The sequence below is a fragment of the Pantoea sp. FN0307 genome, assembly GCF_050113815.1.
In the GTDB taxonomy this organism is placed as follows: Bacteria; Pseudomonadota; Gammaproteobacteria; order Enterobacterales; family Enterobacteriaceae; genus Mixta; species Mixta alhagi.
On sequence record NZ_JBNJSO010000003.1, the window covers coordinates 364,347 to 389,123 of the forward strand.

Consider the following 24,777-nt stretch of genomic DNA (forward strand, 5'->3'; position numbering starts at 1 on the left):
TTTAACGCTTACGCAATCGCGCCATATAGTGTACGTCTACCCGTTCGCCCGCCCGTAATGCATAGTCACGCGCCGTGCCTTCAGTCACAAAACCGAATTTCTGATAAAGCGCCAGCGCCGCGTCATTATCGGTATACACCGTCAACTCAATACGTTCTACGGCCAGCCAGTTATCGCATAAATCAATCATGGCACGCATAAGCGCCTGCGCCACGCCTTTACCACGCTCATTGGCATCAACCCCGAGGCCAAAAGAGGCGCTGTGGCGGCGGCGTGGAGACTGATTAACCTCTAACGTTAAATTACCCACAACACGCTCCTCCATGCAGGCAACCAACGCATAGTGACCAGGCTGTTGGTGGGCGATGCGCTCTTGCCACATAGCCAGTGAGGGATAGGGAATCTGCAAAGTGTCCCGGAAGCTGCTTTCCTGTGCATAAAGCTGTTGCAGGGCGTGCGCATCCTGCGGTTCTACGTGACGTACAACAATCTTGCTCATATTATCCCTCCGTTATCTGGCCGTTTTATCAGTTACATTCGCGTGGTTGCGTTAAAAAATCAATAAAATTAAGCGTATGTTTTAATGGAATCTTTCATTATAAAAAAGTGAGACGAATGTCCAATGATATAAAATGAATGTTGATTTGCTGCGGTAATAGCGTTATTGATCTTTCTGGATGCATCAGATGAATTTTAAAAGGCAACCTCAGGTTGATTAAGATAACGCGTAACACCCCCCCGCTAATTAAACGCTATCTGGCCTTTCATGCATTATAAGTTGTTGAGATTACGGAGTGACGTAAACTTCGGTTGGGTATTATTTTGTGCTAATTAACTGGCCCGCTAAAGGGTGCTATTAATGCATTAAGGGTAGAGAGTTACCCTAATGTTTAATTATTTTAATTGTCATTATTTATGTTATTAATTTTATTAACCGCAAGGTATGGACAACCTGTCATGAAAAATGCAAAACAAGGAAGCTTACGCCTGATGACGCCGGGCGAAATCAACATGGCTAAAACAATATTTGGTAATGCGATTGTTTACTCTCGGGTTTGGATCCACTACGGTAGCTATTTTCCTTTTGGCCTGCAGAGCCAAAATGTAGCGATGGCGCCCAACGGGGAGATATACATGCGTGACTATTTCTATGCGCATGACTTCTCAGCGATTTCCGACATTGGTAAACAACATACGTTTATCCATGAGCTGACCCATGTCTGGCAATATCAGAAAGGGATGTGGGTCAGAACCCGCGGGCTTTTTAGTTGGGCGGCCAATTATGATTATGATTTTACTGAAAATAAATATTTACATGATTACACTATGGAACAGCAGGCGCAGATAGTGGCTGATTATTTTTTGCTTTATCGATATGGCTATGGCCTGTGGCTTAAGTCACTTCCATCTATTGGGACTTTTACAGGGGAAGCTCACCCAAACATCAAAACGGATTATGAGCGTGTGTTAACCCATTTTCTCAGGCAGAGATAATCATGCGAAAATTACTCTTTATAGCAGCCGCCTTGCTGCTAAGCGGCTGCCCTGGTCCAGGCGACTATTTCCATCCTGACTATCCTGCTCAAGTGACGATTAAAGATAATAAACCATGTGTAACCGTACAACCGGAGGGAGACGAGGAGGTTTACGCCATACACATCTATGAAATGGCAGGTATGGCCCGTGAAAAGCTTTTTATACCTAAGTCTTACACTGTTCGTGCCGATGAGTGTCTGGATATCGCTGCTTACCCGTTTCGGCTTGATACCGCTTATGTATTTTCCGTTGTTCTGAGTTCAGAAAAGAAATTCAAAAAGAAGCATTTTCCCTGGGGCAGAGGCTTTGTTACCCGCTTCCGTCTTTCTGAGGGTGCACATGGATTGCAGGTCGAGGAAGTTGAGCCGGAGCCGCCAAACTGGAATCTGCCTGCGAGATCGTCAGATGAGTTCGAGCTTATCTCACCAGAGCAGCAGTAAAAAAGCTTTACAGATACGAATGATAATGATTATTATTGCCATGCACTCCAGCGAGACCCGTATCGGACTCCCTGCGAAAGCACGACATTGCTCACATTGCTTCCAGTATTTTTTTAGCCAGCCAGAAGCTGGCTTTTTTTTGCCCTGCATTTGCCAAAGCGCTTAAACCTCTTCGCACACCTCTTCATTTTTTTTGAACAGAGGCGTGAAGTTTTTCAGCTATCATTCCATCCGCTCCGGCCCCAGACTAGAAAAAAACGTTGAGGAGCATTGAACATGATTTACTTACGTAAAGCTGAAGAGCGCGGACATGCTAACCACGGCTGGCTGGACAGCTGGCACACTTTTTCATTCGCCAATTACTACGATGCCAATTTCATGGGCTTCTCGGCGCTGCGGGTAATTAACGAAGATGTTATTGCTGGCGGTCAGGGATTTGGTACGCATCCCCATAAAGATATGGAAATCCTGACTTACGTGCTTTCCGGCACCGTAGAGCATCAGGACAGCATGGGCAATAAAGAGCAGATCCCGGCGGGCGAGTTCCAGATTATGAGCGCCGGTACCGGCGTACATCATTCTGAATATAACGCCAGTAGCAGTGAGCCGCTGCATCTGTATCAGATCTGGATTATCCCGGAAAGCACCGGCATTGAACCGCGTTACGACCAGCGACGCTTTGCCGATGTTACAGGTCGTCAACTGATCCTTTCGCCGGATGCCCGTGAGGGTTCGCTGAAGGTCTATCAGGATATGACGCTGTCGCGCTGGGTACTGAAAGCGGGTGAAAGCGACACTATTGCGCTGGATCCGTCACGTCGCATCTGGATCCAGGTGGTAAAAGGCGAAGTGCAGGTAAATGACCAGCCGCTCGCCACCAGCGACGCGCTGGCAATCTGGGAAGAGAGCACGCTGATGCTACAGGCGAGCAGCGACGCAGAGATCCTGCTGTTCGATCTGCCTCCGGTTTAAGCCAAACCCAGGCCGCTGTCGCAACCCGACGGCGGCTTTTTTTGCCTGCGATTTATCAATGCGCGCCTGGTCTCAGACAAGGCGCGTTTTCCCTGCTCGTTACTGCTGCGGTTTTTTTGTAAACTCATCCTCACCTCCCTCTGGCCTGCGAATGATAATGAAGAAAAAAAGACCCGTGCTTCAGGATGTTGCCGATCGCGTTGGCGTGACGAAAATGACCGTCAGCCGCTACCTCCGTAATCCGCAACAGGTCTCCGCTGCGCTGGGCGCGCAAATTGCCGTCGTGCTGGATGAGCTGGGCTACATTCCCAACCGCGCTCCCGATATGCTTTCTAACGCCACCAGCCGTGCAATTGGCGTGCTGCTGCCTTCATTAACTAACCAGGTATTCGCCGATGTGCTGCGCGGCATTGAAAGCGTAACCGATGCGGCAGGTTATCAGACGCTGGTCGGTCACTTTGGTTACAACCCGGAGAAAGAAGAGCTACAGCTGCGTTCGCTGCTGGGCTGGAACATTGACGGGCTGATCCTTACCGAACGAACCCATACGCCAGCCAGCCTGCGCATGATTGAAACCGCCGGGATTCCGGTAATTGAAATGATGGACAGCGTCTCACCCTGCCTGGATATGGCAGTGGGCTTTGATAACGTTGAGGCGGCGCGACAAATGACCCGGGCGATTCTGGCGAAAGGGCATCGACATACCGTCTATCTGGGCGCACGGCTGGATGAGCGCACATTACAAAAACAACGGGGCTATGAACTGGCAATGCGTGAGGCGGGGCTGGAACCGCGCAGCGTCATGATGGAAGAGGCCTCTTCTTTTAGCGCGGGCGCGATGCTGCTGTGTGAGGCGCGGCGGCGTTACCCGCAAACCGACAGCCTGTTCTGCACCAATGACGATTTGGCGATAGGTGCTATGTTTGAATGTCAGCGTCAGGGATTGCGTGTGCCGCAGCAAATGGCGATTGCCGGCTTTCACGGGCATGACATTGCGCACGTGGTCACGCCGCGTCTGGCAACTGTGCTGACACCGCGCGATCGTATGGGGCGTGAAGCCGCCGCGCTGCTGTTAGCGCGTATTGGCGGTGAAAGCCGCGAACATCAGCCTGTCGATGTGGGTTTTGAGATCCAGGAAGGGGAGAGCATCTGAATCTGCGCTTTTTTTGAACTTGCTCACAATTCCAGGCTTTTCCTGTGAGACAGGTTGCGCCGATGAACGCACGTACTGAGAATGGGTATATCAATGTTATCGGTAACATTGGCATCTTCATCTGCCGGAGCTAACAATAATGCAAAATCAGTCGCCGTCTCATCATGTATTCATTTTGATGGGCGTATCAGGCAGCGGCAAATCTGCCGTTGCTTATGAAGTCTCGCACCAGCTGAAAACCGCGTTTCTCGACGGCGATTTTCTGCATCCCCGCGCGAATATTGAAAAAATGGCGGAAGGCCATCCGTTGAACGATGACGATCGTCGTCCCTGGTTAAAAGCGGTTAACGATGCGGCATTTGCCATGCAGCGTACTCAGGCCGTTTCGATCATCGTCTGCTCCGCCCTGAAAAAAAGCTATCGCGATATCCTGCGTCAGGGGAATAACAACCTCTCGTTTATCTATCTGAAAGGTGAGTTTGCCACCATTGAAAGCCGCCTGAAGGCGCGCAAAGGCCATTTCTTTAAGCCGCAAATGCTGGTCTCCCAGTTCGATACGCTGGAAGAGCCGGACGCCGATGAAAGCGATGTGCTGGTGGTGGATATCAATCACCCCCTGCCGGATGTCGTTGCCGCCACCATCGCGACCATTGAGGGTGCGATCAAAAAGGATTAGTTGTTTCTGATGAGTACCGCAACCCTGGTTTTAACCGCAGCAGGTTCAGTTGTTCTGCTGCTGTTTCTGGTGATGAAGGCGCGTATGCACGCTTTTGTCGCCCTGATATTAGTCTCTTTTGGCGCTGGCCTGTTCTCCGGGATGCCGCTGGATAAAATTGCCGAAACCATGGAAAAAGGCATGGGCGGTACGCTTGGCTTTCTCGCCGTGGTGGTAGCGCTGGGCGCTATGTTTGGCAAAATCCTGCATGAAACCGGCGCGGTCGATCAAATCGCTATTCGCATGTTGAAATCATTCGGCGAAAGCCGGGCGCATTATGCGATGGGAATAGCGGGCTTGATTTGCGCGCTGCCGCTGTTTTTTGAAGTGGCGGTGGTGCTGTTGATCAGCATCGCTTTCGCCGTGGCCAGACGCACCGGCGATAACCTTGTCAGGCTGGTGATCCCGCTGTTTGCCGGCGTGGCGGCGGCGGCGGCGTTTCTGCTGCCGGGTCCGGCACCGATGCTGCTGGCGTCGCAGATGCATGTTGATTTCGGCTGGATGATCCTGCTGGGGCTGTGCGCGGCGCTGCCCGGTATGCTGATCGCCGGTCCGCTGTTTGGCAACTTTATCAGCCGCCACGTCAGCTTTAACGTACCGGAGGAAGTGGCGCAGCCGGAAGTGGAAGCGCATAAGCTGCCTTCCTTTGGCTTTAGCCTGTCGCTGATTCTTTTCCCGCTGGTGTTGGTGGGGCTAAAAACCATCGGCGCGCGTTTTACCTCTGAAGGCTCACGCCTGTATGAGTGGCTGGAGTTTATTGGTCATCCGTTTACTGCGATTCTGCTGGCGCTGCTGCTGGCGATTTATGGCCTGGCCTGGCGCCAGGGGATGGATAAAGAGAAGGTGATGCAGGTTTGCGGTAGTGCGCTGCAGCCAGCGGGCATTATTCTGCTGGTCATCGGCGCGGGCGGCGTGTTTAAGCAGGTGCTGGTAGATTCCGGCGTTGGCCCGGCGCTGGGCAACGCCTTAACCGGCGCGGGCCTGCCGATTGCGCTGGCCTGTTTTATCCTTGCGGCAGCGGTGCGCATTATTCAGGGCTCGGCGACGGTGGCCTGTTTAACGGCCGTAGGGCTGGTGATGCCGGTGATTGAGCCGCTGCACTACAACGGCGCGCAGATGGCGGCGCTGTCGCTGTGCATCGCTGGCGGTTCGATTGTGGTCAGCCATGTCAACGACGCGGGCTTCTGGCTGTTTGGCCGCTTTACCGGCGCAACCGAGGCGCAAACGCTAAAAACCTGGACGCTGATGGAAACCATTCTGGGCACCACCGGCGCCATTGTCGGCATGATCGCTTTTCAACTGCTCTCCTGATCGTTACGGGCGGATACCCGATATCCGCCCGCTTCTGATGCCCTTTATCGCCTGCCAGACTAAATTTTCAGATAGGCGCGAATGCCATCAAGGAACATCTGCGTCGCCAGCATAATCAAAATCAGCCCCATCAGACGCTCCAGCGCATTGACGCCTTTGTCGCCCAGCAGCCGCAGAAACAGGCCGGAAAGCAACAGAATCACCACCGTAATGCCCCACGCGCACAGCAACGCGCCGACCAGATAACCCATCTGATGCGGATACTGGTGCGAAAGCAGCATCAGCGTCGCCAGCAGCGAAGGTCCGGCCACCAGCGGGATCGCCAGCGGTACCAGAAAAGGTTCTTCACCGACCGGCAGACCGGTACTGCTGCTTTCCGGCGACGGGAAGATCATTTTAATGGCGATCAGAAACAGAATAATTCCGCCGGAGATCGAGACCGTTTCAGTACGCAGGTTAAGAAACGCCAAAATTCTTTCGCCAGCAAACAAAAAAAGCAGCATCAGCGCCAGCGCAATCAGCATTTCGCGGATCAAAACGATACGCCGCCGTTTCGGCTCCAGATGCTTTAAAACCGACATAAATATCGGCAAATTGCCGAGCGGATCCATAATCAACAACAATAATATGGTCGCGGAGATCATTTCAGTCATTTATTTTGCTCTTTGCTTTTAATTCAGCAGCGCCGTTATTAGCAATGCTGTTGAAAAGATTAACGCAATCGAATTAATTCACTTGCCAGCAGAGCTGCATTTTGTAGAGTTGAGGGTCACAGGTAAACCCATTTTCTCTGGCAGGCTTCGCTTTCTGGCGAGCCGGTATTTTTACTCTTCAGACAGTCAGGCGCTATCCTGGTGACGCAGTCATCAACCGGAAGCCTGTAGCAGGTGTTTAATGAAAAATGTAGGTCTTATTGGTTGGCGCGGTATGGTCGGCTCAGTGCTGATGCAGCGCATGAGCGAAGAGCGTGATTTTGACGTGATTCGTCCGATTTTTTTCTCAACCTCACAGCACGGGCAGGCTGCACCGACGGTAGGCGCTCACAGCGGTACGCTACAGGATGCGTATGATATTGAGGCGTTGCGCGCGCTGGATATTATCATCACCTGCCAGGGCGGCGATTATACCGGTGAGATCTACCCGAAGCTGCGCGCCAGCGGCTGGCAGGGGTACTGGATTGACGCGGCCTCCACGCTGCGCATGAAGGACGACGCCATCATTATCCTCGACCCGGTTAACCAGCAGGTCATCCGTGAAGGGCTGGATAAAGGCATCAAAACCTTTGTTGGCGGCAACTGCACCGTGAGCCTGATGCTGATGTCTCTGGGTGGTCTGTTTGCGCACAATCTGATTGAGTGGGCTTCCGTCGCTACCTATCAGGCGGCCTCCGGCGGCGGCGCGCGTCATATGCGTGAGCTGCTGACGCAGATGGGGATGTTGCACGATCACGTTGCGCCAGAGCTGCAAAATCCGGCGTCGGCGATTCTGGACATCGAGCGTAAAGTCACCGAATTTACCCGTTCCGGCACGCTGCCGGTGGATAATTTCGGCGTGCCGCTGGCGGGCAGCCTGATTCCGTGGATTGATAAGCAGCTGGAAAACGGCCAGAGCCGCGAAGAGTGGAAAGGCCAGGCGGAGACCAACAAAATCCTTGGTACGCAGCAAACTATCCCGGTTGATGGTCTGTGCGTGCGCGTTGGCGCGCTGCGCTGCCACAGCCAGGCTTTCACGCTGAAGCTGAAACAGGATGTGCCGCTGGCGGAAATCGAACAGCTGCTGGCATCGCATAACCAGTGGGTGAAAGTGGTGCCCAACGACCGTGAGCTGACAATGCGTGAACTGACGCCTGCGGCGGTAACCGGCACGCTGACCACGCCGGTAGGGCGTTTGCGTAAGCTGAACATGGGGCCGGAATATCTTTCTGCCTTTACCGTTGGCGATCAGCTGCTGTGGGGCGCTGCCGAACCGCTGCGTCGCATGCTGCGTTTGCTGGTAGATTAATCGGCACTTGCCCCATTCAACGACTGAATGGGGCAAGTGGCTAACGTCCCGTCCTTAATCCGAAATTTCACACTCTCTTCCTTTCCCAGTGTTTTCATCATGCTGACGCAAAAATTAACCGCTGGGTGATCCGTATCCTCTTTTTTAGCATTGTGCTAATTATTTTATACAAAGTTCGCAGGCTTATTGTTGGCCTTGTCTATGCTTAGCAGGACTGTTTTGTTTTTCTGCTTTGAAGATTAAAAGTTGATGCGCGCGGCAACGCTTTTTCCAGGGAAAGGTGCGGCTCTGCCAGCGTGCGCATGGCTCATTGAAGAGTAGTCAGGCTAACGTCCTCAAACGTAACGTTTCGGCTACCATACATCACAGGAAGAAAGTCATGTCAGAGCTCCCGGATCGCCAGGCGATCAATGCGATTATTGAAGGTCACTACGCTGACCCGTTTTCACTGTTGGGAATGCATCAGACCAGTAACGGACTTGAGGTGCGGGCGTTGTTGCCTGATGCCTCAGAAGTGTGGGTGATTGAAACCAGCACCGGGCGTAAATGCGCTCAGTTGAAATGTCTCGACTCACGCGGCTTTTTTAACGGTGTTATCCCCCGTCGTAAAAACCCGTTTCGCTATCAGCTTGCCGTCACCTGGCATGGCGAGCAGAACCTGATTGACGATGCCTATCGCTTCGGCCCGCTGCTGCAAGAGCTGGACAGCTGGCTGCTGGCGGAAGGCACCCATTTACGCCCCTACGAAACGCTGGGCGCGCATGCCGACGTGATTGATGGCATTAGCGGTACCCGCTTCTCGGTTTGGGCGCCTAACGCTCGCCGCGTCTCGGTGGTGGGTGATTTTAACTATTGGGATGGCCGCCGCCATCCGATGCGCTTCCGCCGGGAAATCGGTATTTGGGAGCTGTTTGTGCCGGCAGCACGCACCGGACAACTTTATAAGTTTGAAATTATTGATAATAAAGGGCATCTGCGTCTGAAATCGGACCCGTTTGCTTTTGAATCGCAAATGCGCCCTGACAGCGCCTCGGTAATCTGTGGACTGCCGGAAAAGGTGGTCATGCGCGAGGACCGCAAAGCGGCCAACGCCTTTGACGCGCCGATTTCCATCTATGAAGTGCATCTCGGCTCCTGGCGTCGTCACACCGATAACAATTTCTGGCTGAGCTACAAAGAGCTGGAAGAGCAGCTGATCCCCTACGTTAAAGAGATGGGCTTTACCCATATTGAGCTGATGCCGATTAACGAGCATCCGTTTGACGGTAGCTGGGGCTATCAGCCGGTGGGGATGTATGCGCCGACCCGACGTTTCGGCACGCGCGATGAGTTCCGCCATTTTGTCGCTGCAGCGCACGCTGCCGGCCTGAATGTGATCCTTGACTGGGTGCCCGGCCACTTCCCTTCCGATGATTTCGGCCTGGCGCAGTTTGACGGCACCGCGCTGTATGAGCATGAAGACCCGCGCGAAGGGTTTCATCAGGACTGGAACACGCTGATCTATAACTACGGACGACGTGAAGTCAGTAACTATCTTGCCGGTAACGCGCTCTACTGGGTAGAACGCTTTGGCATCGATAGCCTGCGCGTGGATGCGGTGGCGTCAATGATCTACCGCGACTATAGCCGTCCGCAGGGCGAGTGGGTGCCGAACCACTTTGGCGGGCGTGAGAATCTCGAAGCGATCGATTTTATCCGCTACACCAACCGGATGCTGGGCAACACTGCACCGGGCGCGGTCACCATCGCTGAGGAATCCACCGATTTTCACGGCGTATCGCGTCCGCCGGAAACCGGCGGTCTGGGCTTCTGGTACAAATGGAACCTGGGCTGGATGCACGACACGCTGGATTACATGAAGCAGGACCCGATTTACCGCAGTCATCACCATCACCTGATGACATTCGGCATGTTGTACAACTACACCGAAAACTTCGTGCTGCCGCTTTCGCACGATGAAGTGGTACACGGCAAACGTTCGATCCTCGATCGCATGCCGGGCGATACCTGGCAGAAATTTGCCAACCTGCGCGCCTATTACGGCTGGATGTGGGCTTTCCCGGGCAAAAAGCTGCTGTTTATGGGAGGCGAGTTCGCGCAGGGACGTGAGTGGAATCATGACGCCAGCCTTGACTGGCACCTGCTGGAAGGCGAGGACAACTGGCACCACGGCGTACAGCGCCTGGTACGCGATCTTAACTTTACCTATCGGCATCATGCGCCCATGCACCAGTGCGATTTCGAAGGCAACGGCTTTGAATGGCTGGTGGTGGATGATTACGAAAACTCGGTATTTATTTTTGCGCGCCGCGATCGTGACGGTAACGAAATCATCGTTGCCAGTAACTTTACGCCGGTGCCGCGTTACAACTACCGGTTCGGTATTAACCAGCCCGGCGCCTGGCGCGAAATCATGAATACCGACTCTGTTCATTACCACGGCAGCAATACCGGCAACGGCGGCGTGGTGTGGAGCGATCCGCTACCCAGCCACAACCGTGAGCATTCGCTGATGCTGACATTACCGCCGCTGGCGACGATTTGGCTGATTCGGGAGGCGGAATGAGTCATTTGCGTACGGGTAATCCTGCTCCCCCTGGCGCAACCTGGGATGGTAACGGGGTTAACTTCACGCTGTTCTCTCAACACGCTCAACGCGTGGAGCTTTGCCTGTTCGATGAAAAGGGACAGGAAGTACGCTATGACTTGCCGTCACGCACCAATAACATCTGGTATGGCTACGTACCCGATCTCCAGCCGGGCCAGCGCTACGGCTACCGGGTACATGGTCCCTGGGCGCCGGAGCAGGGGCATCGCTTCAATCCGGCTAAGCTGTTAGTTGATCCTTGCGCCCGCGCCGTTGAGGGCAAGGTAGTGGACAGCCCGCTGTTTAACGGTGGCGAATGGCAGCGCGATGAGCAGGATAACGCAGCGATTGCGCCGAAAAGCGTGGTGGTTGCGGAAGCCTTTAACTGGGGCGATGACGCCGCGCCGCGTGTGCCCTGGGGCAATACGGTGATCTATGAAGCGCATGTGCGTGGATTAACCCAGCGGCATCCGGAAATTCCGGAAACGCAGCGCGGTACTTACGCTGCGCTGGGGCATCCTGCTATTGTCAATTACCTCAAACAGCTCGGTATCACCACGCTGGAGCTCCAGCCGGTGGCGCAGTTTGCCGATGAGCCGCGCCTGCAACAGCTGGGATTGCGTAACTACTGGGGCTATAACCCTTATGCGCTCTGGTCGGTGGAGCCGCGTTACGCCTCCGGCGTTGGCGGCCTGAGCCCGCTACAGGAGTTTCAGCAGGCAGTGAAAACGCTGCATGCGGCGGGCATTGAGGTGGTGCTGGATATCGTGCTGAATCATACCGCCGAGTTGGAAGAGATCGGTCCGACGCTTTCAATGCGCGGGATCGACAACGCCAGCTACTACTGGTTAACCGATGACGGCCATTATCACAACTGGACCGGCTGCGGTAACACGCTCAATTTCAGTCATCCGCAGGTAGTGAACTGGGCGCTCGACTGCTTGCGTTACTGGGTTACGGTGTGCCATGTCGATGGCTTCCGCTTCGATCTGGCTCCGGTGCTGGGAAGAACGCCCGATTTTCGTGCCGATGCGCCTTTCTTCACGGCGCTAAAAGCCTGTCCGATTCTTTCTCAAGTGAAGCTAATCGCCGAGCCGTGGGATATCGGGCCGAACGGCTATCAGGTGGGCAGTTTTCCGTCGCCCTTTGCTGACTGGAACGATCGCTTCCGTGACGATATGCGCCGTTACTGGCTGCTTGGCGGAGTGACCAACGCCGACTTTGCGCGCCGTTTCGCCGCCTCCAGCGACGCCATCCAGCATAGTGACCGCCTGCCGTCCGCCACGGTGAACCTGATCGCCGCCCATGACGGCTTTACTCTGCGCGATCTGCTGAGCTTCACGCGTAAACGCAATGAGGCCAACGGCGAAGATAACCGCGACGGACACAACGGCAACTTTAGCCATAATCACGGCAGCGAAGGACTAACGGTCTCGCTTAACGTGCTGGAGCGCCGCCGTCGCAGCGCGCACGCCTTGCTGACTTCACTGCTGCTGGCGCAGGGCACGCCGATGCTGCTGGCCGGTGATGAACATGGGCATACCCAGCACGGCAACAATAACGCCTACTGTCAGGATAACGAACTCACCTGGCTCGACTGGGAAAACCAGGATGAAGGGCTGTACGCCTTTACCGCCGCGCTGATTCATTTGCGTCAGCAGATCCCTGCGCTGACGCAGGATCGCTGGTGGAGGGAAGGTGATGGCAATGTTCAGTGGCTAAACAGTCAGGGAGAGCCGCTGGATGAGCAACAGTGGGAGCAGGATGAGCATAAACTGCAAATCCTGCTGTCCGGACGCTGGTTGATCACGATTAATGCCACGCAAGACGTGAGCGAATTATCTCTACCAGATGGAGAGTGGCGCGCGGTTCCTCCTTTTGCCGGGGAAGATAATCCTGTTCCGTCCACTGTCTGGCATGGGCCTGCGCACGGCGCGTGTGTGTTCCAGAAGCAAGTATAAGGAGTCAGACATGGTCAAGTTAGAACGTACCGATCACCTGATGCTGGCGAGACAGCTGCCAACGCAAACTGTGGCCCTCATTCTTGCAGGCGGACGCGGCACGCGCCTGAGAGATTTGACCGCGACGCGCGCAAAACCTGCGGTGCATTTTGGCGGCAAATTTCGCATTATCGATTTTGCCCTGTCGAACTGCATCAACTCCGGCATCCGGCGCATTGGGGTGATTACGCAGTATCAGTCCCACTCGCTGGTGCAGCATATTCAACGCGGCTGGTCTTTCTTCAATGAAGAGATGAACGAGTTTGTTGACCTGCTGCCGGCTCAGCAGCGTTTTAGCACTGAGCACTGGTATCGCGGCACCGCCGATGCGGTAACCCAAAACCTGGATATTATTCGCCGCTACGATGCGCAATATATCGTGATCCTGGCGGGCGACCATATCTACAAAATGGATTACTCGCGCATGCTGCTTGACCATGTCGATAACAATGCGCGTTGCACTATTGCCTGCCTGCCGGTGCCGCTGCATGAGGCCACCGCGTTCGGCGTTATGGCGGTAAACGAGCAAAATCGCGTAGTGGATTTCGTGGAAAAACCGGCGCAGCCGCCCTCTATGCCTGGCGATGACAGCAAAGCGCTGGCCAGCATGGGTATCTACGTTTTTAACGCCGACTACCTTTACCAGCTACTGGAAGAAGACCTGGAGATCCCAGGCTCCAGCCACGATTTCGGTAAAGACCTGCTGCCGAAAATTGTCGCCAGCGGCGAAGCGCTGGCGCACTCCTTTACTCTCTCTTGCGTGCAAAACGATGATGAGGCGGTGCCCTACTGGCGTGATGTGGGAACGCTGGAAGCCTACTGGCGCGCCAATCTCGATCTTGCTTCCGTAACGCCGGAGCTGGATATGTATGACCATGAATGGCCAATTCATACTTATATGGAACCTCTGCCACCGGCTAAGTTTGTTCAGGATCGCTCCGGCAGTCATGGCATGACCATGAACTCGCTGGTCTCTGGCGGCTGCATTATCTCTGGTTCGGTAGTGGTTCATTCCGTGCTGTTCTCACGCGTACGCGTGAACTCATTTTGCAATATTGATTCTGCAGTGCTGCTGCCTGACGTGGTGATTGGACGCTCATGTCGTCTGCGCCGCTGCGTCATCGATCGCGCCTGCGTTATTCCAGAAGGCATGGTAATCGGCGAAAACCCTGATGAAGACAGCCGCCGTTTTTACCGTTCCGAAGAGGGCATCGTGCTGGTAACGCGCGAAATGCTGGCCAGGCTGGCCGACACTTCCGCCTGACCGGCAAAACAGTAACACACGCAATCTGCGCGAGGATCGCGCCAGATTTCCGTTAAAGGAGCCGAGAATGCAGGTTTTACATGTCTGTTCAGAACTTTTCCCGCTGCTGAAAACCGGCGGGTTAGCTGATGTGGTGGGGGCATTACCGGCAGCACAGATTGCAGATGGAACGGACACGCGCGTTTTACTCCCGGCGTTTCCGGATCTGCGTAAGGGAATTACCGACACGGAAGTCGTCGCTGAGCTGCAAACTTTCGCAGGCCCGGTCAGGCTGCACTTTGGACATTTTAATGGGGTTGGCATTTATCTGATTGAAGCTGAGGGCCTGTACGATCGGCCTGGCAGCCCTTATCACGATGAAAACCAGTTCGATTATCCGGACAACTATCTGCGCTTTGCATTGCTCGGCTGGATGGGGTGTGAAATGGCCTGCGGGCTGGATACCAACTGGCGTCCGGATATTGTGCACGCCCATGACTGGCACGCCGGTTTAACCTGTGCCTATCTGGCGGCGCGCGGACGTCCGGCGAAGTCGGTATTTACCGTGCATAACCTGGCGTATCAGGGGCTGTTCTACGCGCATCATATGGATGAAATCCAGCTGCCGTGGTCGTTTTTCGATATGCATGGGCTGGAATTTTTCGGCCAGATCTCTTACCTCAAGGCCGGGCTCTTCTTTGCCGATCATATTACGGCGGTCAGTCCGACCTATGCGCGCGAGATCACCCTGCCGGAATATGGCAACGGCATGGAGGCGCTGCTGGCACAGCGGATGCGGGAGGGGCGGCTGAGCGGCATTCTGAACGGGGTCGATCCGCTAATCTGGGACCCCGCGCATGACCTGCTGCTTAACGCGCGTTACAACCGCGATACGCTGGATGCCAAGGCGGAGAACAAGCGTCAGCTACAGATTGCAATGGGGCTGAAAGTTGACGACAGCGTGCCGGTATTTGCGGTGGTAAGTCGTCTGACCAAGCAGAAAGGGCTGGATCTGGTGCTGGAGGCGTTGCCAAGTCTGCTGGAGCAGGGCGGACAGCTGGTGCTGCTGGGGGCAGGCGATGCGGTATTGCAGCAGGGCTTCCTGGCGGCGGCGGCGGAAAACCCCGGCAGCGTTGGAGTACAGATTGGCTACCACGAAGCGTTCTCCCACCGCATTATGGGCGGAGCGGATGTGATTATGGTGCCGAGTCGCTTTGAACCTTGCGGACTGACGCAGCTTTATGGCCTGAAGTACGGCACGCTGCCGCTGGTAAGACGCACCGGCGGGCTGGCGGACACGGTTAATGACAGTTCTCTGGAAAACCTGGCGGACGGCATCGCCAGCGGTTTTACCTTTGAGGACAGCAATGCCTGGTCGCTACTGCGTGCTATCCGGCGTTCGTTTGTGCTGTGGTCTCGTCCTTCTCTTTGGCGCTACGTGCAGCGTCAGGCAATGGCGATGGATTTTAGCTGGCAGGTGGCTGCACAGGCCTACCGGGATCTTTATCAACGGTTGTTGTAACCTGATTTAGGATATTTGCTATGAACGCACCTTTTACCTATGCATCACCTACGCTAACGGTCGAAGCGTTAAAGCACTCTATTGCCTATAAGCTCATGTTTACGCTGGGTAAAGATCCCTCTTCCGCCAACAAGCATGAATGGCTGAACGCCTCGCTGCTGGCGGTGCGCGATCGCATGGTAGAGCGCTGGCTGCGCTCCAGCCGTGCTCAGCTGTCGCAGGATGTGCGTCAGGTTTATTACCTGTCGATGGAATTCCTGATGGGCCGCACCCTCTCTAATGCACTGCTGGCGATGGGGATCTATGACGATCTCAACAGCGCGCTGGAAGAGATGGGGCTGGATCTGGCGGAGCTGATTGAGGAAGAGAACGATCCGGGGCTGGGTAATGGCGGTTTAGGGCGTCTGGCAGCCTGTTTCCTTGATTCGCTGGCCACCTTAGGCTTGCCCGGACACGGCTATGGCATCCGTTACGATTACGGCATGTTTAAACAGAACATTGTGGATGGACGCCAGGCGGAGTCGCCGGACTACTGGCTGGAATATGGCAACCCGTGGGAGTTTCAGCGCTATAACACCCGTTATAAAGTGCGTTTCGGCGGACGGTTACAGCATGAGGGCGCGAAGGTGCGCTGGCTGGAGACCGAAGAAGTGCTGGCGATGGCCTATGACCAGATTATTCCCGGCTTTGATACCGATGCGACCAACACGCTACGGCTGTGGAGCGCGCAGGCCAGTAATGAAATCAACCTGGGGAAATTTAACCAGGGCGATTACTTTGCTGCGGTAGAAGATAAAAACCATTCGGAAAACGTATCGCGCGTGCTCTATCCGGATGACTCAACCTACTCTGGCCGCGAGCTGCGACTGCGTCAGGAGTATTTCCTCGTTTCGGCAACGGTACAGGATATTCTGAACCGTCACTGGGAAATGCATCAGACCTTCGATAATCTCTCCGATAAAATTGCCATTCACCTGAACGATACCCACCCGGTGCTGGCGATCCCGGAGCTGATGCGCTTGCTGATCGATGAGCATAAGTTCAGCTGGGACGATGCGTTTGAAGTGGTGTGCCAGGTCTTCTCCTATACCAACCATACATTGATGAGTGAGGCGCTGGAAACCTGGTCGGTGGATATGATCGGCAAGATCCTGCCGCGCCATCTGCAAATCATTTTTGAAATCAACGACTACTTCCTGCGAACCATTCAGGATCACTATCCGAACGAGTGGGAGCTGCTGTCACGTATTTCGATTATTGATGAAAACAACGGACGCCAGGTACGTATGGCCTGGCTGGCGGTGGTGGTCAGCCACAAAGTGAATGGCGTATCGGAGCTGCACTCGAATCTGATGGTACAGTCGCTGTTTGCCGATTTTGCCCGCCTGTTCCCGGGGCGTTTCTGTAATAAGACCAACGGTATTACCCCGCGTCGCTGGCTGGCGCTGGCTAACCCGGCGCTCTCTGAAGTGCTGGATGAAAGCATTGGACGTCACTGGCGCACCGATCTTAGCCAGCTGGCGGAGATCAAACCGCAAATCGATTTCCCTGCTTTTATAGAAAAAATTGCCGATGCCAAGCTGGAGAATAAAAAGCGTCTGGCGGCCTGGGTGGCGAAAAACATGGATATCGTGCTGGATCCTAATGCGCTATTTGATGTGCAGATCAAGCGTATCCACGAATACAAGCGCCAGTTGATGAACGTGCTGCACGTGATCACCCGCTATAACCGCATCAAGGCCGATCCCAATGCCAACTGGGTGCCGCGCGTTAATATTTTCGCCGGTAAGGCGGCCTCTGCCTACTATATGGCGAAGCATATTATTCATCTGATTAACGACGTAGCGCAGGTGATCAATAACGATCCGCAGGTGAAAAACAAGCTGAAGGTGGTGTTTATTCCCAATTACAGCGTGAGCCTGGCGCAGATCATTATTCCGGCCGCCGATCTCTCTGAACAGATCTCGCTGGCTGGCACCGAAGCATCCGGTACCAGTAACATGAAGTTTGCCGTCAACGGCGCGTTAACCATCGGTACGCTGGATGGCGCGAATGTTGAAATGCGTGAGCACGTGGGCAAAGAGAACATCTTTATCTTTGGTAATACCGCCGATCAGGTGGAAAAGCTGCGGCGGGAAGGGTACAACTCGCGTCAGTATTATGAAAAGGATGAAGAGCTGCGTCAGGCGTTGACACAGATTGCTACCGGCGTGTTCAGCCCGCAAGAGCCAGGACGCTATCACAATATCTACGATTCGTTGATTGGTCTGGGCGATCACTATCAGCTGCTGGCTGACTATCGTAGCTACGTGGATACGCAGGACAAAGTAGATGAACTGTATCGCCAGCCGGAAGAGTGGCAGCGACGTGCGGCGCTGAATATCGCTAATATGGGCTACTTTTCTTCAGATCGTACCATTCAGGAATACGCTGACGAGATTTGGCATATTTCACCTATCAGGCTTTGATTTCCGCATCGGCAATAAAAATCCCCTGCCAGCACTATGCTGGCAGGGGATTATTTTTATGCTCTTTAAAGCGCGGGTTTATGACGCCAGCGAGAGTGTCGGCTTTTTGCCATGCGCGTCCAGCCACTGCGCCACGCGCGCCTGCTGCGCCTCATTCAGCCACATGCCAAGTTTGGTGCGACGCCAGATCGCGTCATCCAGTTCGCGCACCCACTCGTTTTCCATCAGGTAACGCAGCTCAGCCTCATAGAAACCGTGGCCGAAATCTTCACCCAGATCGCTCAGGGAAGTGGCGTTCTGTAGGATCCGCTCGCTGTTGCTGCCGTAGGTGCGGGCATAATGGCGCGCCATGCCTTCGCTAATAAAGGAATAACGACGACGCAGGCTGGCGGCGTAATCCTCACGCGTACCGGCAATATCACCGCCTGGCAGCACTGCCGTTTTGGTCCAGGCCGGGCCAATATTGGCGTAATACTTCGCCAGCTTCTCCATGGCATGTTCAGCCAGCTTGCGGTAAGTGGTCAGCTTGCCGCCGAACACCGACAGCAGCGGCGCTTTACCCGCATCGTCACGCACATCCAGCGTGTAGTCACGGGTAATTGCCTGCGGTGAGTCAGATTCGTCATCACACAGCGGACGCACGCCGGAATAGGTCCAGACAATATCGCTACGATCCAGCTGCTTTTTAAAGTGCGCGTTATACACTTTCAGCAGATAGGCAATTTCGTTATCGTCAATTTTTACCTGTTTCGGATCGCCTTTGTATTCCACATCGGTGGTGCCAATGATGGAAAACTCATCCATCCACGGAATCACGAAAACGATACGATGGTCTTCGTTCTGCAGAATATAAGCCTGTTTTTCCGTGTGAACGCGCGGCACTACAATATGGCTGCCTTTAATCAGGCGAATGCCGTAAGGGGATTTCAGCTTCAGGCCGTCGTCAAACAGCTGTTTAACCCACGGACCGGCGGCATTGACCAGGCCTTTGGCGCGCCAGGTAAAGGTTTTACCGCTATCGACATCTTCCGCTTCTACCATCCACATATCGTTTTCGCGCCATGCGCGGGTAACGCGTGTGCGAGTACGAACTTCGCCGCCGCGTTTTACCACTTCCTGAGCGTTCAGCACTACCAGACGCGCATCGTCGACCCAGCAGTCAGAATATTCGAAACCGCGCGTGATTTCCGGCTTCATGACGGAGTCTGCGCCGAAACGCAGCCCTTTACTGCCTGGAAGGCTGGTGCGTTTGCCTAAGTGGTCATACATAAACAGGCCGGTGCGGATCATCCATGCCGGACGTAAATGCGGGCGGTGCGGCAGGCGGAAACGCATGGGAAAGGCAATGTGCGGAGCCATTTTCAGCAGTACTTCACGCTCGGCCAGCGCTTCGCTGACCAGACGGAATTCATAATGTTCCAGGTAGCGCAGGCCGCCATGAATCAGTTTTGAGCTGGCGGAGGAGGTCGCGCATGCCAGATCCTGCGCCTCCAGCATCAGCACTGACAGTCCGCGTCCTGCGGCGTCGGCCGCAATACCGGCACCGTTGATGCCGCCGCCGATAACGATCAGATCTTTGGTTTCCACGTCATCTCCCCCGATGTTCGGAATAGTTCGTCTATGTTCGTTTTCGAGCATAATAATAATCGCAAACCAACATTGATGCCAGCTTTAACCCAATAAAAACATCTTAGCGTGATTCAGTTAACATAATTTGCCGCGCCAGGCGGCGTTAACCTTTCTGTTAGTTGGGTTATAGTTAATCCGCTTCGCGTTACAATAGAGATCTTCATGGCTGAAAGGCGGCACACGTATCACGTGCGGCCCCGCAATCGGCTTACCGCACTTTGTTGATTTGGAACCCGGTATGGAACAATTTGAATGCATCAGCGTCGATACGGCGCAACAACGTCTGGCTGAAGGCGACGCGCTGCTGGTCGATATTCGCGATCCGCAAAGTTTTGCGGCGGGTCATGCCAAAGGGGCTTTCCACCTGACAAACGGCACGCTGAATACCTTTATGCAACAGGCCGATTTCGATAAGCCGGTGCTGGTCATGTGTTATCACGGCAACAGCAGCAAGGGCGCGGCGCAATATTTAATCCAGCAGGGATTCGAACAGGTTTACAGCATTGACGGCGGCTTTGACGCCTGGCGTGCGGCCTTCCCGCAGCTGGTTGAGACGCAAATGGAATAAGCGTTGTCTTACGATCACACCTCAGGAAATGGGCAATGATACAACTGACTCAGTTCAATAATCCGCGTATGGCGCAGGCGTTTGTTGACTATATGGCCACGCGCGGCGTTACGCTGCATATCAAAAAGGAAGATCAGCTTATCCTGCTGCTGGAGGATGAGACGAAACAGCAAATGGTCGAAAACGAACTTGAACAGTTTGTTCGCGATCCTTTTCATCCGCGCTATCAGGCAGCCAGTTGGCAGAGCGGCACCACGGATAGCGGATTACACTATCAGCGCGACAGCCTGCTGACTAATCTGCGCCAGCGTGCCGGGCCGCTCACTATGCTGCTGGCCATCGCCTGTATCGCCGTGTATATCCTGATGCAAATTGTCGGCGATGGCATCATGCTGGCCTGGCTGGCCTGGCGGCTGGATGTCTCACCCTTTTTTCAGCCCTGGCGTTGGTTTAGCCATATCCTGCTGCACTTCTCGCTGCTGCACCTGGTATTTAATCTGCTCTGGTGGTGGTATATCGGCGGCGCGGTAGAAAAGCGGCTGGGCAGCGGCAAACTGTTTGTGATTACCCTGATCTCCGCTCTGTTAAGCGGCTGGATGCAGGCCAAATTTAGCGGCCCCTGGTTTGGCGGGCTATCCGGCGTGGTCTATGCGCTGATGGGTTATGCATGGCTGCGAGGCGAGCGCGATCCCGAAAGTGGGATTTTCCTGGAGCGCGGTTTGATGGCTTTCGCTATTCTGTGGCTGGTCATTGGTTATTTTGGCGCATTTGGCCTGCCGATTGCTAACGCCGCACACGCCGCTGGCCTGGCGGTAGGGCTGGCGATGGCATTTGTTGATACGCGCCGGGTGAAGAAGGGCTGATGGCAGAAGCATCAGGCTGGCACGGGTCGCCGACAAAAAATAATGTAGCTGTGGCCTGATGCCGCGCGATTAACAGGAGATTTATGTGAAGCAGACGCAACGTCATGACGCTATTATCGATATGGTTCGGCGTCAGGGATATGTGAGTACTGAAGAGCTGGTTGAGCATTTTGACGTCAGTCCGCAAACTATTCGCCGCGATCTAAATGATCTGGCCGATCAAAACAAAATCCAGCGCCATCACGGCGGCGCGGCGCTGCCTTCCAGTTCGGAAAATACCGCCTGGCAAGATCGTAAAATGATGTGGTCGGTGGAAAAGGCGCGCATCGCTCAGCGTGTGGCCAGTCAAATCCCCGACGGCGCGACGCTGTTTATTGATATCGGCACCACGCCAGAAGCGGTAGCGCATGCATTGATGAACCATAACGATCTGCGCATCGTGACCAATAATCTGAATGTCGCCACGCTGTTGATGACGAAGCCCGATTTTCGCTTGATTATCGCCGGTGGCGAGGTGCGTACGCGTGACGGCGGCATTATGGGCGAAGCAACGCTCGATTTTATCTCACAGTTCCGGCTGGATTACGGCATTCTTGGCATTAGCGGCATCGATATGGATGGCTCGCTGCTGGAGTTCGACTATCACGAAGTTCGCACCAAACGGGCGATTATCGAAAACTCACGCTGTGCGATGCTGGTTGCCGACCACTCTAAATTTGGCCGCAACGCCATGGTGAACTTAGGCAATATGAGCCTGGTGGACTATCTGTTTACCAATGAAATGCCGCCCGCCAGCGTGATGAAAGTGATTGAACAGCACGAAGTCCATCTGGAGCTGTGCTGAGTAACTTTTCTCACCGCGCCTGTTAACCGCTACGCCACGCTCATGCCCATCAGGTGCAGTAAATGCTGTGCCTGCTGCACGGCTTCCTGCCGATGCATAACGCCCAGCTTCTGATAGAGATTGCGGATATGGGTTTTGATAGTGGTTTGCGCCACTTCCAGTTCCCCGGCAATTTGATCGTTGCTGTAACCGGAGTAAATCAGACCCAACACCTGCCATTCCCGCTGCGTAAGCGGGCTGGTACGGATCAGTTCCGGCACCTGCGGGTGTGTCAACAGGCGGCTGACAAAGCCCTCGTCGAAATGGGCGAATTTGTGGCGATGATGCTGATTGATGTCGCGCAAAATGCGCTGCGCACGGTGTTGTTCCAGCTCTGGTAGCGTATGCAATTGCAACAGTTGACGCAGTTGCTGCGCCATGGTTTCGCCTTCAATCACAAAGTGGCTGATAAAGCCGGTGCGGTTTGCCAGCGTCAGCGCTTCAATCAGCGTCTGCTGGGCTTCGCTTTTACGTCCGGTTTGCCAGTAAAGCGCATTAAGCAGCAGCAGATTACGATTCAGATCGCTGGTCAGGCGTAGCCGCCGCGCGCTTTCATTCAGTTCATCCAGCACCACTTCGGCTTCTTCATAATGGCCCAGCAGAATTTGCACGCGTGCGATATTCCGCCACTGGCCCTGCAAAAAGTGGTTATCGGCAGTAGGTGGTTTTGGCGTCAGCCGCAGCCAGTTAGCCGCGGCGACCTTATCGTTAGTGAGTTGCCAGTAAATCACGCGCGGTTTGTCGGCGTTGGTTACCCAGTCGCTGTGATACTGACCGTTGCCAAGCAGATTCTCACAGCGAATCAAGTGACGACGTGCATTGTCCAGATCGCCACGCGCCAGCGCGCATTTCGCCAGCATCGCCAGACACTGTAACTGCTGCTGCGGCTGGAAGTTTGCCAGCACTTCCAGCCCTTTACGGGCGGTGGCTTCTGCCTCATCAAGGCGCGCCCAGGACCAGAGCAACTGCGAGCGAATACGCAGCAGGAACTCATGCATCGGCAACTGTTCCAGCCCTTCTTCGTTAATCAGCGCAAAGGCCTTTTCCTGAATATCGTAAGCGGTCTGTAAAAAGCCCTGCGCCAACAAGATCTCGCTCTGTTGCAGCAGCGCCCAGAGCGCGTAATGACAGCTGTTATAGTGGCGCGCCATCTCATCAGTCTGCTGCATGGTGGCCAGCGCGGCCTCCAGCTGCCCCTGACAGTGCAGAACCTCTCCTTTTACCGAGGTGGCGACAATACGGCTGTAGTAGTTTGCCAGCGGCAGGTTCGCCAGCGCCTGATTAGCCAGCCGCTCCGCTTCTTCGGGCTTCCCGGCGTTAATCGCCACCTGCGCGCGTAGCGCATCAAATTCAGCGCTCAGAACTGCATCGATAGCGATCTGTTGCCGCGTCATCTCTTCTTCAGCACGTGCCAGCAAAAGATTTACTTCGCCGTAGCGATGCTGGCTTTGCGCCAGCCAGGCCTGCAACAGAATCAAGCGGGGATTATCAACCAGCAGCTGCCACGGCAGCGCTTTAAGCCCTTCTTCCAGCAGTGCCAGTTCGCTATGGTTAAACAGGGACCAGGCATGATGCAGCAAAATGTCGCGCAGCAGATGAGTATCTTCCGCCGCCAGCGCATGATGAATTGCTTCTCCGGCGTAGCCGAGCGCCATCCAGCCCTCTGCCGCCGCCCGATGCAGCTTATGCAGTTCGCTGCTCAGCTCCCACTGACAGCGCTGGCGTAAAAAGGTGGCAAACAGCGGGTGAAAATTAAACCATTTTCCACTGTCGTCCATGCGCTGAAGAAATAAGCCCTGACGCTCTGTCTCTTCCAGCCGCAGCTGTGCATTTTCTTCGCCGGTCAGGTGAGCAATCAGCATATCGTTCATAGAACGCAGCACGGAACTGCGTAACAAAAAGTTACGCGTCGCCGCGTCCACGCAGTCCAGCACCTCATCCACCAGATAGTCGGAAAGATGGCTGGCGTTAATGCCTGACAGACGCTGCGCGGAGTGATGAGTTGGGGTATTGGATTGACGCTCCGTCAGGGCAATCAACTGTAGCGCGGTTGCCCAGCCGGCAACTTCATCGCACAACCGCTGCGAATCATCTGCGCCGATAGGGCGCTGCAGGCGGCAATCAAAAAACTGTTTCGCCTCCTGTGGCGTAAAGGCCAGCGACTGACTGTTAATTTCCAGCAGTTGCTCGCGTACGCGCAGGTTAGCGATGCCCAGCGAGGGCAAATTACGCGAAAGGATAATCAGCGTCAGGTTTTCCGGCTGATGACGAATAAAAAAGCGCATCGCCTGATGAATGGCATCGTTGGTCAGCAGATGGTAGTCGTCAATCACCAGGTAAAGCGGCCGATGCCATTCGGAAAGCTCCACGAACAGCTGGGAAAAGAGCGCGCTAAGGCTGGCATACTGACGTTTTTGCGCCAGCGCTTCGCTACGCACGCAGTGCCCGTCAGTGGCCTGCTGTACTGCCGCCATAAAATAGTTAGCAAAACGCTCAGGGTAGTTATCGCTCTCATCCAGCGAATACCATCCCAGATCGCTTTTATCCGCCGCCCACTGCGCCACCAGCGTGGTTTTGCCATAGCCGGCAGGGCTACTAATCAGGGCTAAACGGTAGTGCGCAATGTTCGCAAGCCTGGCTATCAAACGCTCCCGAACAATGGTGTTCTGAAGCCGCAGAGGACGGCTGAGTTTCGATGGTATCAGCATGGCGACACTTCACTGTGGTGAAATAGAAGGAAACAAAGGGAATTATTTTACGCTGCGTAATTAAGTACTTTCTGTGCTGCCGCGCGTTAATGCAAGAATGGCCTCCGACCAGAGTTCATTAAGTTGCACCTCATCACATTTCCTTATTGTTTTTTGACGCTTTCTTGTAAAAAAAGCC

At 54.5% G+C, this 24,777-nt stretch carries 19 protein-coding genes; 15 read left to right on the forward strand and 4 right to left on the reverse strand.

Annotation, left to right across the window (positions count from 1 at the left end):
• Position 1: 1 nt before the first annotated feature.
• A complete protein-coding gene (locus ACQE3Z_RS12155) occupies positions 2 to 499 on the reverse strand; it encodes a GNAT family N-acetyltransferase (protein WP_426974006.1) in 498 nt (165 codons plus the stop codon).
• Between the two features lie 458 nt (positions 500 to 957).
• Between ACQE3Z_RS12155 and ACQE3Z_RS12160 the strand changes: the two genes are divergently transcribed.
• From ACQE3Z_RS12160 to gntU, 6 genes are all read left to right on the forward strand, one after another.
• Positions 958 to 1,494 carry a type IV secretion protein Rhs gene (locus ACQE3Z_RS12160; RefSeq protein ID WP_426974007.1) on the forward strand — a complete coding sequence of 179 codons (537 nt, stop codon included), beginning with the start codon at positions 958 to 960 and terminating at the stop codon, positions 1,492 to 1,494.
• Between the two features lie 2 nt (positions 1,495 to 1,496).
• Positions 1,497 to 1,976, forward strand: coding sequence for a putative T6SS immunity periplasmic lipoprotein (locus ACQE3Z_RS12165; protein WP_426974008.1), 480 nt, complete (start codon positions 1,497 to 1,499; stop codon positions 1,974 to 1,976).
• Positions 1,977 to 2,252: 276 nt separating this feature from the next.
• A complete protein-coding gene (locus tag ACQE3Z_RS12170) occupies positions 2,253 to 2,948 on the forward strand; it encodes a pirin family protein (protein ID WP_426974009.1) in 696 nt (231 codons plus the stop codon).
• Positions 2,949 to 3,105: 157 nt separating this feature from the next.
• Positions 3,106 to 4,101: a gluconate operon transcriptional repressor GntR gene (gene gntR / locus ACQE3Z_RS12175; protein WP_426974010.1), complete on the forward strand. Its 996-nt coding sequence runs from the start codon at positions 3,106 to 3,108 to the stop codon at positions 4,099 to 4,101.
• A 139-nt stretch (positions 4,102 to 4,240) separates the two neighbouring features.
• On the forward strand, positions 4,241 to 4,777 hold the full coding sequence (gntK, locus tag ACQE3Z_RS12180) for a gluconokinase (protein ID WP_085068635.1): 537 nt from the start codon (positions 4,241 to 4,243) through the stop codon (positions 4,775 to 4,777).
• A 9-nt stretch (positions 4,778 to 4,786) separates the two neighbouring features.
• Entirely contained in the window at positions 4,787 to 6,127 is a 1,341-nt protein-coding gene (gene gntU, locus ACQE3Z_RS12185) for a gluconate transporter (protein ID WP_250651493.1), read from the forward strand.
• A 59-nt stretch (positions 6,128 to 6,186) separates the two neighbouring features.
• Here the strand turns inward: gntU and ACQE3Z_RS12190 are convergent, their stop codons facing one another.
• Positions 6,187 to 6,780 (reverse strand): YhgN family NAAT transporter, encoded by a 594-nt coding sequence (locus ACQE3Z_RS12190; RefSeq protein ID WP_085068632.1) that lies wholly within the window; start codon positions 6,778 to 6,780, stop codon positions 6,187 to 6,189.
• Positions 6,781 to 7,021: 241 nt separating this feature from the next.
• Between ACQE3Z_RS12190 and asd the strand changes: the two genes are divergently transcribed.
• From asd to glgP, 6 genes are all read left to right on the forward strand, one after another.
• Entirely contained in the window at positions 7,022 to 8,128 is a 1,107-nt protein-coding gene (gene asd, locus ACQE3Z_RS12195) for an aspartate-semialdehyde dehydrogenase (RefSeq protein WP_426974011.1), read from the forward strand.
• A gap of 379 nt (positions 8,129 to 8,507) precedes the next feature.
• A complete protein-coding gene (gene glgB / locus ACQE3Z_RS12200; RefSeq protein ID WP_426974012.1) occupies positions 8,508 to 10,694 on the forward strand; it encodes a 1,4-alpha-glucan branching enzyme in 2,187 nt (728 codons plus the stop codon).
• The gene (gene glgX / locus ACQE3Z_RS12205) at positions 10,691 to 12,676 is read left to right on the forward strand and encodes a glycogen debranching protein GlgX (protein ID WP_426974013.1); all 1,986 of its coding nucleotides are present in this window, start codon (positions 10,691 to 10,693) and stop codon (positions 12,674 to 12,676) included. Before glgB ends, glgX begins: the two co-directional genes overlap by 4 nt.
• Before the next feature lie 10 nt (positions 12,677 to 12,686).
• Complete coding sequence (glgC, locus tag ACQE3Z_RS12210) at positions 12,687 to 13,979, forward strand: glucose-1-phosphate adenylyltransferase (protein ID WP_250651497.1); 1,293 nt, start codon at positions 12,687 to 12,689, stop codon at positions 13,977 to 13,979.
• Between the two features lie 67 nt (positions 13,980 to 14,046).
• On the forward strand, positions 14,047 to 15,480 hold the full coding sequence (gene glgA / locus ACQE3Z_RS12215; RefSeq protein WP_085068625.1) for a glycogen synthase GlgA: 1,434 nt from the start codon (positions 14,047 to 14,049) through the stop codon (positions 15,478 to 15,480).
• A 20-nt stretch (positions 15,481 to 15,500) separates the two neighbouring features.
• The gene (glgP, locus tag ACQE3Z_RS12220; protein ID WP_426974014.1) at positions 15,501 to 17,948 is read left to right on the forward strand and encodes a glycogen phosphorylase; all 2,448 of its coding nucleotides are present in this window, start codon (positions 15,501 to 15,503) and stop codon (positions 17,946 to 17,948) included.
• 78 nt (positions 17,949 to 18,026) lie between these two features.
• On the opposite strand, the gene glpD is transcribed toward glgP, so the two are convergent.
• On the reverse strand, positions 18,027 to 19,535 hold the full coding sequence (glpD, locus tag ACQE3Z_RS12225; protein ID WP_426974015.1) for a glycerol-3-phosphate dehydrogenase: 1,509 nt from the start codon (positions 19,533 to 19,535) through the stop codon (positions 18,027 to 18,029).
• Between the two features lie 280 nt (positions 19,536 to 19,815).
• Here glpD and glpE point away from each other — a divergent pair, with 280 nt between their 5' ends.
• The 3 genes from glpE (at position 19,816) to ACQE3Z_RS12240 (ending at position 21,852) form a co-directional block, all read left to right on the forward strand.
• Complete coding sequence (gene glpE / locus ACQE3Z_RS12230; protein WP_426974016.1) at positions 19,816 to 20,145, forward strand: thiosulfate sulfurtransferase GlpE; 330 nt, start codon at positions 19,816 to 19,818, stop codon at positions 20,143 to 20,145.
• Between the two features lie 38 nt (positions 20,146 to 20,183).
• Positions 20,184 to 21,008 (forward strand): rhomboid family intramembrane serine protease GlpG, encoded by an 825-nt coding sequence (glpG, locus tag ACQE3Z_RS12235; protein WP_426974078.1) that lies wholly within the window; start codon positions 20,184 to 20,186, stop codon positions 21,006 to 21,008.
• 85 nt (positions 21,009 to 21,093) lie between these two features.
• Positions 21,094 to 21,852, forward strand: coding sequence for a DeoR/GlpR family transcriptional regulator (locus tag ACQE3Z_RS12240; protein WP_085068617.1), 759 nt, complete (start codon positions 21,094 to 21,096; stop codon positions 21,850 to 21,852).
• Between the two features lie 29 nt (positions 21,853 to 21,881).
• On the opposite strand, the gene malT is transcribed toward ACQE3Z_RS12240, so the two are convergent.
• Positions 21,882 to 24,599 (reverse strand): HTH-type transcriptional regulator MalT, encoded by a 2,718-nt coding sequence (malT, locus tag ACQE3Z_RS12245; protein ID WP_426974017.1) that lies wholly within the window; start codon positions 24,597 to 24,599, stop codon positions 21,882 to 21,884.
• Between the last annotated feature and the right edge of the window lie 178 nt (positions 24,600 to 24,777).